Origin of the sequence: Microbacterium sp. 1.5R, from assembly GCF_007667425.1 — a bacterium.
Lineage (GTDB): Bacteria > Actinomycetota > Actinomycetes > Actinomycetales > Microbacteriaceae > Microbacterium.
This window is the reverse complement of the sequence record NZ_VDRC01000001.1, coordinates 1,352,778-1,366,493: the sequence shown is the minus strand read 5'-3', so window position 1 is coordinate 1,366,493 and position 13,716 is coordinate 1,352,778. Positions and strand designations below refer to the sequence as shown.

Below are 13,716 nucleotides of genomic sequence, written 5' to 3'. Positions count from 1 at the left end.
TTCTTCCTCTCCCCGAGAGCTGTGGAGCTCAGAACCCTTCGATGCCCGCGGTCTTGCCTGCGGACTGCCACGCCGCGTCGTACCGCGCGCTGAACTCGGCGACGTCGATGCGCCCGGCGAGGAGCTCCTGGTACGCGGCGATCTGATCGTCCTGCGGGTACGGGAAGCGCGTGGTGTCGACGGCCGCCTTGCCGGCATCGACCCAGACCTGCATGTCGGCGATGGCTGGGTCGACCTCGGACAGGGTGACGTCGGTGTAGGCCGGGATACCCGGAGTTGTGGCCAGGAAGTTCTCCACCTGAGCCGGCTCGATGAGGAATTCGAGCAGCTCGCGGGCAGTCTCGGCCTGCGTGCTGTCCTTCGCGATGTGCATCATGTTCGGCTGGCTCAGCGCGATCTTCGTGGTGCCCACCGGATTCGGCAGCGCGAGGAACCCGAACTCGCCGTCGGGGTTCGCCCCGCGCAGTTCGCCGATGACCCAGCTGCCGTTGATGATCGCCCCGGCTGTACCCTCGGCGACCGCCGTCGTGCCCTGCTCGTAGCCCGCCGTCAGCAGGTCGGAGTTCGTCAGACCGTTCTTCGCCCAGTCCGCGAGCGTCTGATACTGCTCGGTGAAGCCGGGGATCTCCGACCAGGTGGTCTCGTTCGACTCGAGGTCCGCGAAAAGGTCGGGGTTGTCGGCTCCGAAATCGGTGTTCACGGCGTTGCGGTGCTGCAGCAGTGTCCAGCCGTCTCTGCCCGAGACGAAGAGCGGAGTGACACCGCTCTTCTTCACCGCCTCGAACGCCGCCGTCAGCTCGTCCAGCGTCTCCGGTGCGGTGTCGACGCCGGCGGCGGCGAACACCTCCCTGTTGTAGAAGATGCCGAACGAACTGAGCCCGTCCGCGGCCGGCACACTGTAGAGCTTGCCGTCCTCGGACTCCATCGACTCGAAGACCGTCTCCGACATGCGGCTCTGGAACTTCGGGTCGGTGATCTCGAGCATGAACGCGCCCGGATCCTTTTCCTGATTCAGCCCGGCGAAGATGTCGACGCCGCCTCCGGACGCGAGCTTCGCGCGGACGTTGCCGTCGTACTGCTCGTCCGGCACGCCCTGCACTTCGACCTCGACTCCCGTCTTCTCGGTGTAGGCGTCGATGTTCTCCTGCAGGCCCTCGTAGTTGGCCCAGCTGCTGGGCACCATGTAGACCAGAGGCTTGCCCGTACCTCCGTCGCCGCCCGAGGCGCCGGAGCACCCGGCGAGGACGGTGGCGAGGGATGCGGCGGCCGCCGTGAGCGCGACGATGCGCACAGTCTTCTTCGACATTGTTTCTTCCTTGCTGTGGTGGATCCCCGGAGCGGTCGCCCGGGGAGGCCGGTCGCTCACCCCAGAACGGGTGCGCGACCGCCGATCGCCTCAGACAGCCGGCTGCGATCGAGAATGTAGGGCGCCATACCGGGGCCGATGAGGTCGTCGGAGGCGCCATCGAGGGCGGAGAGGACGGCGCCGATCACCGTTCCGTACTGGCCGAAGTCGCTGATGACGACGGGGGCCGAGCCTGGCACGATCTCGTTCAGACGCGCGGTCACGCGTTCGACGAGGGACTCGTGCCCCGCGAGGGGGCCGTGGAGCACGATGATCTCGGGGTCGATCACGAGCTGCAGCATCGCGATCTGCTCGGCGGCGAGGTCGCTGAAGCGGTCGAGGGAGGTGGCCGCCGCGGTGTCGCCCTCGGCCTCTGCGCGCACCATCGAGGTCACCTCGGGGTCGGACGGCCACTCGAGATCGTCAGCCGACGCCGCGTCGAGGAGGTCGGCTCGCTGATGGAGGTTGCCCGATCGGCCGCTGTGACCCCCATGGACACGTCCGGAGACGACGATGCCCGCGCTCACCCGATGCCAGAGCACGGGCAGGACGAAGGTGTCGACCTCGACCGCGGCTCCCATGCGCTGCTCGGCGTGCATCGCGCTCGCCACGTCGTGCAGAACATCGACCGGGACGCTGAAGGCGCCCTTCACGATCGGGGGCACTGCGCGGCCGCGCCACTCCTCGAACGCGGCACTCTCGACGAAAACGCCCGCGGGGTCCATCGAACCCGGCACGGCCACCCCGACGCGCCCCAGTCTCCTGCCCAGTCCCTCGGCGATCGTCGCGACCCAGGCTGCAGCGTCCGAGAGTCGCTCGTCCGCCTTCGACAGCGTCACGTCGCGCTGCCCGTGCCACAGCTCGTGCCCGACCAGGTCGGTGAGGATCAGGCGTTCGACGTGCTTGCCGAGCTCCAGGCCGGCGACCACCATCGCGTCAGGGACGAACGTGAAACGGGAAGCCGGCCTGCCCGCGCCTCTCGGCGCTTCTGCAGCGAGCTCGCGGACGAGGCCGGCCGCCTGCAGATCCAGCAGTCGCGCGGTCACCGTCGGACGGGACAGGCCGCTCTCGACGGCGATCTCGGCGATCGTGGCTGCCCCGATCGACAGGATCGCCGACGCGCATTTCGCACTGTTCGCGCGGCGCAGGTCGACGAGCTGCTCAGCGGTGGCTGCTGCTCCTTGTGACACGATCGACTCCCTCATCGGTCGGAAATTAAGTACCCCATTTATAAAACGCGGTTTCCTAAGTTGTCAAGGCGCGGATTCGACGTCCACGACGAAGATCACCGGGTCGTCGACATCGACGGCTGGTGCCTCCACGCCGACCTCACGCAGCACCCGTCCGGTCATCACGACATCCGCATCCGCCCACGGTGGGGACTGGTGTGCATCGAGCGACCGGATGGCGCGCACGCGGTATCTGCGGGCGGGGTCCAGCCCGGGGAACCGCAGACGTCCGACTGGCCAGTCGGCGGGGCGTCGGCGGACGAGGTAGAGGTAGATCGCGGCCGTTTCGCCGACGACGCCGTCCATCGTCGCGGCAGCTCCACTCACGTCGGACCGCACCATGGTCCCGGTGTGCAGCACGGCGCGGTGATCACGATGGAACGTGAGCCACTCGTTCAGCTCGGATCTGTCATCGTCGGTCAGCGATCCGAGCTCGCACTCGACGCCCATCTGCCACATTGCGGCGACCGCCGCCCGAAAGCCGAGATCGGCGCGGCGGCCGGTGGAGTATGCACGAGACTCGCCGACGTGCGTTCCGATCAGCTCAGGGGGAAGCAACAGCGAAGTCCAGCGGTTGATGTCCGCACGCTCGTGCGGGTCGCTGCAGTCGGAGGCCCAGACGCGATCGGTGCGTTCCAGAATCCCGAGGTCGATGCGGGCACCGCCGCTGGAGCAGGACTCGATCTCGAGTGCAGGGAACCGCTCGCGCAATGCATCGAGCAGCCGGTACAGCGCGAGAGTCTGCGCGCGGTGGCCGGCGCCTCCGTCCGGTGTGTGCCCGGCATCCAGCAGGGATCTGTTGTGATCCCACTTGAGGAAGTCGACCGACAGCCGTTCGATCAGAGCGCTCATCTGGTCGAGTACATGGCCGTACGCGCCCTCGTGGGCGAGGTCCAGCACGTGCTGATGTCGAGAGGCGATGCCGGCCCCGTGTCCGGCGTCGAAGAGCCACTCGGGGTGCATGCGCGCGAGGTCGGAGTCGAGGTTCACCATCTCGGGTTCGAACCAGAGCCCGAACTGCATACCGAGCTCGTGCACCCGCTCAGCGAGTGGCTCCAAACCGTTCGGCCATACCTGAGGCGAGACGACCCAGTCGCCCAGCCCTGCACGGTCGTTCCGACGTGCGCCGAACCACCCGTCGTCGAGAACGAAGCGCTCTATCCCGAGGGCCGCTGCCCGCTCGGCGGCGGCGATCAGCCGTGCCTCGTCGTGATCGAAGTACACGGCCTCCCAGGTGTTGAGCAGGATCGGGCGCGGGGACGAGGGGTGCCTCCTGCGGGCGCGGAGAAAGGCGTGGAAGCGCGAGCCGAGCTCGTCCAGGCCGTGGCCCCAGGCGCCGTAGAGCCAGGGCGTGACCGTCTCTTCGCCGGGTCCGAGGATGAGTTCGTCCGGGAGGAGCAGCTCGCCGCCGCTCAGCATCCGCGTGCCGCCGGCCGTCCGCTCGGCGACGATGCGCTGATTCCCGCTCCATGCGAGATGGACTCCCCAGACCTCGCCGTGACGGAAGCCGAAGCCGGTCTCCCCTGCGATCGTCAGAGTCGGCGCTTCGAAGCCGGGCTTGCCGCCTCGCGCCTCGCGCACCCAGCTGCCGATGTCGAACGGGCGGCGCTGCGGAGACCGCTCGCGCGCCCACCGACCGGCCAGGTCGAAGAGCTCCTCAGCTCGCGGGGGGACGGGGAGGCCCAGGGCTAATCGATCTACGCGGTACGCCGCGCCGAGGTTGTGCAACGACGCGCGAGTGCGCAGCAGGCCGGACCCGAGCAGCTCGAGTTCGATCTCGACCTCGAGCTCGCTCTCCGGATCCGCGGCCAGGACGATGAGGCGGTCGGCTTCTTCGTCGTCCGAACGCCGCGCGACCGCGTCTCGGAACAGCGGAGCCCACCCCGCGCCGCCGCGGCTGCCCGTGAGGCCGGGCTCGCCGAGCCACGCCTCCGCGAGCTGGGGCAGCATGGGCACGGGCTGCGGCGCGTAGATCACCGAGTCGCCCAGGGGGGGAAGCGCCGCGCGTTCCACGGCCGACAGCTCGGCGTCATCGAGCGGCCCCAGGTCTGCACCCCAGTGCAGGATGCGCGGAAGGCGACCCTCGCTCACCGTGACGATGACGCTGACGCCGGCGCGGCGCAGGTGGTGGACAGGGTGCGGAACCTGCATACTCTCGGGGCTCTCTTCAACTGGGCGGGTGATGGGCGGCGCACACCGATCGGCGACCCGGGGTGAGCACCGGGTCGCCGATCGATGCCCCGCGGGTCAGTGCACGACGACCTCGGCGAGTTGGACGTACTTGCCCGATCCCGGAACGGTGATCTTGACGTACCGCCCGGTCGTGCCACCGGTGAGGACGGTCTCCGAGGGTGTCGGATAGCCGGTACGCGTGCTGGACCACACCACGGCGTTCGATGCGTTGAGCACCTCCACCTTGTAGCCCGAGAGGCGTTCGGCGTTCTCCAGGCGGTTCCAGACCTGGATCTCGGAGATCAGCACGGACGCGCCGAGATCCACCTGCCACCACGGGTTCGACTCATGGTTGGTGTGGGAGACCGAGCCGTGCAGGAACGCGCCGTCGGTGACGCCGTCGACCGCCTTCGACGCGGTCCCCGTGCCGTCGGATCCCGAGTACGTCGAGCTCTGCGTCGCCGTCTTGCCCTGCGCGAGAGCGGCGGTGGGGCGCACGACGACCTCGGCGAGCTGCAGAATGCGGTCGGTGCCGGCGGTGCTGATCTTCACGTAACGGCCCATCACGCCGCCCGTGCTCACGAGCTCACTCGGTGCCGGGAACCCGCTGCGTGTGCTCGACCAGACCACGGCGTTGCTCGCGTTGAGCACCTCGATCTTGTAGTCGGCCAGGCGCTGCGCGTTCTCGGTGCGGTTCCACACCTCGATCTGCCCGATGGAGCGGTCCTGCCCGAGGTCCACCTGCCACCACGGGTTCGACTGCGGATTCGTGTGCGACACCGAGCCGTTCACATAGGCCCCGTCGGTGATGCCGTCCACAGCTCGGAAGGCGGGTCCGGCTCCGTCTCCGCCTGCGTAAGTGGAGCTCTGCGTCGCCGCCTTGCCGAGAGCCAGGTTCTCGGTGACCGGAGCGCCAGGTCCATCGGTGCGGACGCTGAACTTCACCAGACCGTTGTGCACGATCGAGAGGGTCAGTGTCTTGGTCGCCGCATCCCAGGTCGACGACTGCGTATACGGCCGGGTGGCGGTGGTGTCTGCGGCGAAGGTCACCTGCGGCTGCGCTCCCTGCCAGGTGCCCTTGACCGTGACCTGGGTGGTGCGGATGTCGCGGGGTGAACGATCGTTGAGAAGACGATTCGCCGCGGTCAGCACGTTGCCGTTCGCGTCGACGACCGGGTTGCCGGCGGCGTCGCGCTTCACGCTCGTGTAGTCGTAGACGTAGTCGACCGCGTCGGCGTCGTTGAAGTCCGTACCCGGTGCCCTGCCGTACAGCGTCTCGGTGCGAACATTGTCCTTATTCGTCCGATAGTTGTTGACGATGAAGTCCACTTTCCCGGCGGACTCCGTCATCACAGCGAAGGTGTGATTCGGCGCACTGATCCCCACCGAGCTCGCGGCGGACCGCCGCGGCTTGAACGAGGACTGGGCGGTCGTCGGCGTGTTCTCGGCATGGTTCATCCAGTACCAGGTGTCGGTGTTGTGCAGGAGGAAGGTGTTCGACGAGAGCTCCTCCTTAGGGTAGAGCGCGTCGAACCACGCCTGCGTCTGACCGGTGGTGGCGATGTTCTCGAACATGTTCAGATCGCTGTTCGGAATCGTCCACGGCACCATGGGGATGATCCCGTACCGTCCGGTGCGCGGGAAGATGTTGGACTTCGAGTGATCCCAGATGGTGTTGTCGTCGTACGCGTTGCCCTTGTAGACCATCTTGTTCTGGGCGAGGACCTCCGCCTTGGTCGGAATCCTGATCGCCCCCGACTTCAGATCGCGCAGGAAGGGGATGATGGCGAACTCGTAGCCGGCAAGACGTTGACCGCCGGTCGCGTTCGTGAACCACTGCGCCTCGGTCTTGAACGCGGTTCCTCCCTGAGACACGACTTTGAGCATCGACTGGACGGTCATCGCCTCGGGGTACTGGATGATGTCCTTCCAGACTTCTCCGCCACCCCCCTGGAACAGGCGGCTGTAGCGGTTGAGTCCCCAGTGCCACCAGTCGGACGACGAACCCCAGTTGCCGATCGATCCGGACAGCCACATGCCGAGATTCAAAGCGTCGGTGTCGCTGTCGCCGAACGACTCCTTGTTCATCAGGATGATGTTCTGCGGATTCGACCGCATCACCGACAGGAGGGTCGCGTTCTCCTCCATCCAGCGGAGCATCGTGCCACCGGAGCCCACGATGTTGGTGTCGGTCCAGACGAAGTGCAGACCCTCATCCACCGCCATCTGTGCGAGTTCGGCGAGGTGGCCGGCGTGATTGGAGCCGGTCAAGCCTGCGGCGTTGTACAACTCAGCACCGTTCACCCCCTGCATCATCGAATGGGTCTCTGCGAGGTTGCGCAGGAATGACACGGGGATGCGCTCGGGTGCCGGAGTCTCGCCGTTGAGCGCCTGCACGATGAACGGGATGCCTGCAGCCTGCGCCTGGTCGGCCCGCGACGTCAGGTATGAAAGGTTGGCGGGGGTATTCCGCGCTGAGTTCCCGGGGATGAACATCACCACCGTGTTCGGCTTCAGGTCGTCGGGGATCGCCGCCCAGAGATCCAGCGGCGAGTCAGTGCCGTTCGGACCCTCCGCCCCGCTGTAGAAGTTCGTGATGAACAGCGGCTTCTCCCGCGACACCTCCCTCCGCAGCGGTTCGGCGGCCGCCGCGGGTGCTGACACCGCGACCACCCCCAACGGGGCGAGGACGAGGGCGGCGAGAGCGGCCCCCAGTCCTCTCTTGAGTGCGCGCGAGAACGTCATCGTTGCTCCTGTGTCTACGGGTTATGAAAGGGAGTTGCTGATCCCTCTTGGACCGTAAAACCGGGCTCCGCGCGCGTCAACTGGTTTCATAATCCGATCCGATCCGATCCGATCCGAGCCGCCCGCGTCGCGCTGCAGCGTCGCAGCGGAGGCCCGCCTGGACGAACGGTCGGATGCCGTGGACGCGGCGTCGGGCGGAACGTGCGCCGGACCGTGATGCTGGAAGCATGACCACGACCGCCCCCGTTCCCGTGACGTCCTCCCGCGCGGACAGGATCCGTTACGGCGGACTCACCGTGCTGATGCTGATGGGCTTCCTGCTCGTCACGGCCGAGTTCCTGCCCAACGGCGTGCTCACCGAGATGGCCGACGCGCTCGGCGTGACGCCGGGTCAGGCTGGGCAGACCGTGACCGTCACCGCACTCGTCGGCCTCGTCGTCGCCCCCACGGTGGGCCTCATCTTCCCGCGGCTCGACCGACGGTCGCTGCTCGTGTGGATGGCGCTCGCCGCCGCCGTGTCGAACCTCGTCGTCGCGATCGCGCCGAACCTGATCATCGTGCTGCTGGCGCGCTTCCTGCTGGGTGCCGCGCTCAGCGCGTTCTGGGCCATGTCGATCACGGTCGCCGTGCGCCTCGCAGGACCCGAGCATCTGGGCCGGGGCGTCATGTTCACCTCGGCCGGCGTCTCGCTCGCGACGGTGGCCGGTGTGCCGCTCGGCGTCATGCTGAGCGAGTTCGTGAACTGGCAGGCCGTGTTCGCGATCGCCGGCGTGCTCATGGTCCTGCTGGCCGTGGCGCTGAGGTTCGTGCTGCCGTCGGTGCCGGCGGAGCAGGCGTCCAGCATCCGTCTCCTCGTCGACACCCTGCGCCGGCCGGGGATCGCGCTCGGCATGATCGGGCACGTGTCCGTCGTGCTCGGACACTTCCTGGCGTACACCTACGTGCGAATCGCGCTCGAGCGCATCCCCGACGTGGACGCCTCGACGATCGTCGTGCTGCTGGCGCTGTTCGGCCTCGGCGGTCTCGCCGGCAACCTGTCGATCGGGTTCATCATCGATCGCCGCTTCGCGTTCTTCGCCGTGTTCGCGCCGGCCGTGATCGCGGTGTCGGTGCTGGCGATGATCCTGCTTTCCGGCACGGTCATCGGGGTCGGCATCGTCGTGCTCGTGTGGGGCTTCTTCTCGTCGTGGCTGCTGGTCGCGAACACCTGGGTGGGGCACCGCATGCCCGACCGGCTCGAGGCCGGTGGCAGCCTGGTGGTCGTCGGGTTCCAGGGCGCGATCACGCTCGCGGCCGGCGTCGGCGGACTGCTGGTCGACACCCTGAGCGTCGAGGTGGTCTATGTGATCGGCGCGGTCGTGCTGGTGCTCGGCGCGGTGCTCTTCGGCGTCTCGAACCGGGTCAGCTCCCGCGCCGCCCTCGGGTGAGGCGCGAGCCGCAGCGGGCTCGGGCTCGGCGCGCGCCGGCGCGGGTCAGGCCGGGACCGGCGTGCGCTGCGACGCCCGCCAGGCCGAGGGGGTCATGCCCGTGCGGCGGCGGAAGGCCCGGCTGAACCCCTCGTCGGAGGCGTAGCCCAGCTCGCGCGACGTCTCCGACACGGTGCGGCCGGCCGCCAGCATCCCCTTCGCCGCGTCGATGCGCACCTCGGTGACGTAGTCGGCGGGCGAGCGGCCGATCGCGAGGCGGAACCGCTCGGCGAAGGCCGACCGCGACATGGCGCCCACGCTCGCGAGGCTCTCGACGGTCCACTCCCGGCCAGGCTGGTCGTGGATCGCCTCGACCACCCGGTCGAGGAACGGATCACGGGATGCCGTCGGCCATCCCTCCGGTGCGCAGCCGTTCGCGGCCCACGCGCGGATGACGGACAGCAGCACGGTCTTCGCCATCATGCGGCAGATCAGCGGGTCACCCTGTCGCGCGGGGGAGCCGGGCGGATCGGTCGGGCCCATGCTTCCGGCGAGGGCGGCGGCGGCCGGCTCGAGAGCGTCGAACGCGATCACCGTGACAGGATCGGGCAACGCGGCGACGAGGGACTCGGCGACCGGCGAGAACTCGAGATCGAACACGACGACGTCCGACTGCTCCGACGCCTGCAGCGAGAACGCCGTGCGGCCGAGCGTGAGGAACGCGTCGCCGAGGGTCAGCGCCGTGTCGGCGGGGCGCTCGTCGACCGCGATGAGGGTCGAGGCACGGTCGACGTCCAGACGGCATCCGGTGTTCAGCGGCGGGTGCCCGTGCACCGTGCCCTCCGCGATGTAGACGAGGGCCGCGGCTCCGACCGGGAGCGACAGGCGCTCGCCGATGCGCATCGTGACGCGGCGCGCGACACCGACGGTGAGGTCGACGCCGTCGAGCACCCGGGCGAGGGCGGAGGGAGCGGTCGTCTGCATGCCTTCGCCAACATCCGCGGAGCGACCGGTATTCCGATTCCGGCACCGGCGCGACCCCCGGTTACGCTGGCAGGACACCGATCCGAGGAGTCCTGTGTTCCGCTCACCCGGCCGCCTTTTCCGTGTTCTCGCGATCGCGGAGGCGATCACGTGGACGATCCTCATCGCGGCGATCATCGCCCGCGCCGTCGGCGCCCCCGGTGTCGTCGTCACGGTGGGCGGCGGCATCCATGGCTTCGTCTTCCTCGCCTACGGAGCCACGGCGATCCTCGTCGCCCTCAATCAGCGCTGGCACGTGGGTGTCGCGATCGTCGCGATCGTGAGCGCCGTGGTGCCCTACGCGACGATCCCGGCTGAGATCTGGCTGCACCGCACCGGCCGGCTGACCGGGGAGTGGCGTCTCGCGCAGACCGACGACCCTCGCGACGCGCGCTGGTACGACCGCCTGATGCGCTGGTTCCTGCAGCGGCCGTGGGTGCTGGCGATCCTGCTCGTGGTCGCGATCGTCGCCCTGTACGTGATCCTGCTGCTGGCGGGTCCCCCCGGCGGCAAGTGACGGCTCGCCGTCGGCATCCCGGCGGCGCGTGACGGCTCGGCGTCGGCACCTCGGCGGCGTTGGTCCCCTCGCTTGCACATCCGCGGGCTCCGCGCGGCATATCGCTCTGTGTGACGTCGCATATGACGCTCCGTGTCCGAATGCGTCGGGCGTGTCGCCGGCGCTGAAGGGTTCCCCTAGCGTTCAGACGCGGTCGCTCCGACCGGCACCCGTCTCCGCATCCGAGGACCCCTCCATGTACTCACTCCGCGCACGGCGCAGCGCCGCGCTCCTCATCACGGCAGGTCTGGCATTCGGCCTCAGCGCCTGCACGATCTCCGACGGCGGCAGCGGGGGAGGCGACTCCGCCGACGACCAGACCCTCACGTTCTGGAGCTACTACCAGGGCACGCAGGCCGACTGGCTGCAGGCCCAGGCCGACCAGTTCGAGAAGGACAACCCCGGCGTCACGGTCGACATCGTCGAGACGGTCGGCGATCAGCAGGATCAGAAGCTGCTCGCCTCGGTCGCCACCGGCGACACTCCGGATCTCTTCATCAACAACATCGTCGTCGACTTCCCGACGCTCGTGGCCGGTGGCGTCACCGCCGACCTCACCGAGTACTGGGACGGCTTCGCCGACAAGGACCAGTTCGCCGAATCGGCCGCCTGGTCGTCCGACGACAAGGTCTACAACCTGCTGCCCTTCACCAATCTGATCGGGCTGTACTACAACCAGGACATCCTCACCGAGGTGGGGATCGACGGCCCGCCGGCCACCCTCGACGAGCTGCAGGCCGACCTCGAGGTCGTGAAGGCCGACGGCCGCTACGACGGCATCGCGCTCTCGGGTGCGCCGACCGTCGAGGGTGCGTGGCTCTTCGCCCCCGAGCTCCTCGGTCTCGGCATCGACTACTGCAGCTTCGATGGTCCAGAGGTCGACGCGGCGTTCGAGCGCGCGGAGACCTGGGCGAAGGCCGGCTACACCCCGCAGGCCACCGCCACCTGGGACCAGAACGACTCGTGGCAGCAGTTCGCCACCGGGCAGTACGCGTTCGGCATCAACGGCAACTGGCAGCTCGGCAACGCCGAGGAGGCGACGTTCGAGTGGGGGACGGCCCAGTACCCGGCGCCGGCCGGCGGCACGAGCGTGGTGTACCCGGGCGGTGAGGGCTTCGGCATCGGTGCGAACTCCGACAAGAAGGACCTCGCCTGGAAGTTCCTCGAGGAGGCCGTGCTGACGCCGGAGGCGGGCGAGTCGATCTTCACGACAGCCGGCTCGATCCCCGTGCGCGCCGACGTCGCCGAGCTGCCGGCGATCAAGGACAACGTCGCCGTGCAGCCGTTCGTCGCCGCGGCCCAGACCTCGGGGTCGTGGCCCAAGAACGAGAACACCGCGAACATCCAGAAGGCGCTCGGCCAGGCGGTCTCCAGCGTGATCTCCGGCCAGAGCTCGGCAGCGGATGCCGGTGCGGCCGCGGTCGCCGACATCAAGGCCGCGCTCGAGGACGGCGGCGGCGGCTGCCGGTGACCTCCTCGCTCCTGCAGGACACGACCGTGTCCGCGACGACGAGCGCGGAGCGCCCACCAGGGCGCCCCGCGTTCGCGCGCGCCCTCTCGCGCACCCCGATCTGGTTCCTCGTGCCGGCGATCGGCCTGCTCGCCGGGTTCGCCGTCTACCCGCTGATCGTGCTGGTGCGGATGTCGCTGAGCGATGTCGGCCCGAGCAACATCGTCGGCGAATGGCCCTTCGTCGGTCTGGAGAATTTCGCCGTCGTGCTCGGCGACGACGAGCTGTGGGCGGCGCTGCTCCGCACGGTGGGTGTCGCCGCCGTTCTCCTCGCCTCGAACTTCGTGCTCGGCGTGATCGGCGCGTCGATCCTCTCGGTCGGCGGTCGCGTCACGGAATCCGTGCTCGCCGTGATGGTCTTCGTCTGGGCCCTGCCGCCCATCGTCTCGGGCAGCGCCTTCAAGTTCCTCCTCGACGACCGCGGGCCGATCAACACCGCGCTCGGCGTCTTCGGCGCGGCGCCGGTCTCGTGGCTGAGCTCGCCCGACCTCGCGCTGTGGTCGGTCACCGCCATCATCGCCTGGGCTGCGCTGCCGTTCTCGGTGCTCGTCATACGCGGCGGTCTCCTCGCCGTGCCGACCGACCTGCTCGAAGCCGCCGCTCTGGACGGCGCCGGCTACTGGCGCACGCAGCTGCGCATCGTTCTCCCGCAATTGCGGCCGACCCTCGGCATCCTGGCCATCCTCACCGTGCTGTACGCGTTCAAGAGCTTCGACTTCTTCTACGTCACGACCAAGGGCGGGCCGGGAACGACGACGAACACCCTCCCCGTGCTCGCCTACAACACGGCGTTCTCAGGGTTCGAGATGAGCACCGGAGCGACCATCGCCCTCGTGTCGATGCTGGCCGTCGCGATCTTCGCCGTGCCGTACATCCGCGCCGTACGGAAGGAGGAGCAGGCATGATCTCCCGCCGACTCCGCACCGTCTTCCGGATCGCCGCCGCGGTGCTGGGGCTGGTCTACCTGCTCCCGCTGCTGTGGATCGTGCTCACCTCGTTCAAGACCAAGCAGCAGGTGCTGACGGATCCGACCGGCATCCTCTTCACCCCGACGCTCGACACCTACGCGAACGTCATCGGCGACGGCGTCGGGGCGATCGCCACCTCGCTGCAGATCGGCCTCGGCGTCACCGCCGTCACGCTGCTCATCGCCGTCCCCGCGGCCGCCGGGCTCGCTCGTCGGGTGTCGGTGGGGTGGAACCGCGTCATCACGGTTTTCCTCGCCGCGCTGCTCGTGCTGCAGATGGTGCCGCAGCCCATGACCGTGATCCCGCTGTACAGCGTGCTCGCGTCGTGGAAGCTGCTCGGCAGTCTCGGCGGCGTCATCGTCGCCGACATCGCCCTGCTGCTGCCGTTCGCGATCATGCTGCTGCGCCCGTTCGCCCTCGCGATCCCCGGTGCGCTCTACGAGGCGGCCGAACTCGACGGCGCCGGCCGCTGGCGCACCTTCCGCTCGCTGACCGTGCCCATGCTGGGCAACGGCATCCTCACCGTGGTGTGCATCGTTTTCATCTCCGCGTGGGGCGAGTTCGTCTACGCCATCAACTTCCTGCCGCAGGGTGTGGTGCTGCCGGTGAGCGGCCTGCTCGCGCAGCAGAACTCCACCTACTCCGCCGAGTGGAACAGCCTCATGGCGCTCGCCGTCATCACCTCGCTGCCCCTGCTCCTGCTGTTCGTCGTGTCGCAGCGACGCCTGATCGCCGGGCTGTCGCTCGGCGCCGTGAAATGAG

Annotated in this window: 10 protein-coding genes; 5 read left to right on the top strand and 5 right to left on the bottom strand. The window is 68.6% G+C overall.

Going from position 1 to position 13,716, the window contains the following annotated elements; translation table 11 throughout:
- Positions 1-28 precede the first annotated feature (28 nt).
- The 4 genes from FSY98_RS06615 to FSY98_RS06600 all read right to left on the bottom strand — a co-directional run bounded on the left by FSY98_RS06615 (position 29) and on the right by FSY98_RS06600 (position 7,491).
- Positions 29-1,306 (bottom strand): ABC transporter substrate-binding protein, encoded by a 1,278-nt coding sequence (locus FSY98_RS06615; RefSeq protein WP_144875091.1) that lies wholly within the window; start codon positions 1,304-1,306, stop codon positions 29-31.
- 56 nt (positions 1,307-1,362) lie between these two features.
- Positions 1,363-2,535, bottom strand: coding sequence for an ROK family transcriptional regulator (locus FSY98_RS06610; RefSeq protein WP_186307566.1), 1,173 nt, complete (start codon positions 2,533-2,535; stop codon positions 1,363-1,365).
- A gap of 63 nt (positions 2,536-2,598) precedes the next feature.
- On the bottom strand, positions 2,599-4,725 hold the full coding sequence (locus tag FSY98_RS06605) for an alpha-galactosidase (protein ID WP_144875087.1): 2,127 nt from the start codon (positions 4,723-4,725) through the stop codon (positions 2,599-2,601).
- Positions 4,726-4,821: 96 nt separating this feature from the next.
- Positions 4,822-7,491 (bottom strand): glycoside hydrolase family 98 domain-containing protein, encoded by a 2,670-nt coding sequence (locus FSY98_RS06600; RefSeq protein WP_144875085.1) that lies wholly within the window; start codon positions 7,489-7,491, stop codon positions 4,822-4,824.
- Between the two features lie 227 nt (positions 7,492-7,718).
- Between FSY98_RS06600 and FSY98_RS06595 the strand changes: the two genes are divergently transcribed.
- Positions 7,719-8,918: an MFS transporter gene (locus FSY98_RS06595; RefSeq protein WP_144875083.1), complete on the top strand. Its 1,200-nt coding sequence runs from the start codon at positions 7,719-7,721 to the stop codon at positions 8,916-8,918.
- Positions 8,919-8,963: 45 nt separating this feature from the next.
- Here the strand turns inward: FSY98_RS06595 and FSY98_RS06590 are convergent, their stop codons facing one another.
- Complete coding sequence (locus FSY98_RS06590; protein ID WP_144875081.1) at positions 8,964-9,881, bottom strand: helix-turn-helix domain-containing protein; 918 nt, start codon at positions 9,879-9,881, stop codon at positions 8,964-8,966.
- A gap of 94 nt (positions 9,882-9,975) precedes the next feature.
- Between FSY98_RS06590 and FSY98_RS06585 the strand changes: the two genes are divergently transcribed.
- From FSY98_RS06585 to FSY98_RS06570, 4 genes are all read left to right on the top strand, one after another.
- Positions 9,976-10,437, top strand: a complete 462-nt coding sequence (locus tag FSY98_RS06585) for a DUF3817 domain-containing protein (RefSeq protein ID WP_144875079.1) — start codon at positions 9,976-9,978, stop codon at positions 10,435-10,437.
- Between the two features lie 235 nt (positions 10,438-10,672).
- Positions 10,673-11,947: an ABC transporter substrate-binding protein gene (locus tag FSY98_RS06580; protein ID WP_144875076.1), complete on the top strand. Its 1,275-nt coding sequence runs from the start codon at positions 10,673-10,675 to the stop codon at positions 11,945-11,947.
- On the top strand, positions 11,944-12,891 hold the full coding sequence (locus FSY98_RS06575; RefSeq protein ID WP_144875074.1) for a carbohydrate ABC transporter permease: 948 nt from the start codon (positions 11,944-11,946) through the stop codon (positions 12,889-12,891). Before FSY98_RS06580 ends, FSY98_RS06575 begins: the two co-directional genes overlap by 4 nt.
- Positions 12,888-13,715, top strand: a complete 828-nt coding sequence (locus tag FSY98_RS06570; protein ID WP_144875072.1) for a carbohydrate ABC transporter permease — start codon at positions 12,888-12,890, stop codon at positions 13,713-13,715. The genes FSY98_RS06575 and FSY98_RS06570 overlap by 4 nt, the downstream gene beginning before the upstream one ends.
- The last annotated feature ends 1 nt before the right edge of the window (position 13,716 follow it).

Coding starts and splice junctions, on each gene's coding strand:
- FSY98_RS06615 (WP_144875091.1), bottom strand. CDS start 1,306: ATGTCGAAGAAGACTGTGCGCATCGTCGCGCTCACGGCGGCCGCCGCA.
- FSY98_RS06605 (WP_144875087.1), bottom strand. CDS start 4,725: ATGCAGGTTCCGCACCCTGTCCACCACCTGCGCCGCGCCGGCGTCAGC.
- FSY98_RS06600 (WP_144875085.1), bottom strand. CDS start 7,491: ATGACGTTCTCGCGCGCACTCAAGAGAGGACTGGGGGCCGCTCTCGCC.
- FSY98_RS06595 (WP_144875083.1), top strand. CDS start 7,719: ATGACCACGACCGCCCCCGTTCCCGTGACGTCCTCCCGCGCGGACAGG.
- FSY98_RS06590 (WP_144875081.1), bottom strand. CDS start 9,881: ATGCAGACGACCGCTCCCTCCGCCCTCGCCCGGGTGCTCGACGGCGTC.
- FSY98_RS06580 (WP_144875076.1), top strand. CDS start 10,673: ATGTACTCACTCCGCGCACGGCGCAGCGCCGCGCTCCTCATCACGGCA.
- FSY98_RS06570 (WP_144875072.1), top strand. CDS start 12,888: ATGATCTCCCGCCGACTCCGCACCGTCTTCCGGATCGCCGCCGCGGTG.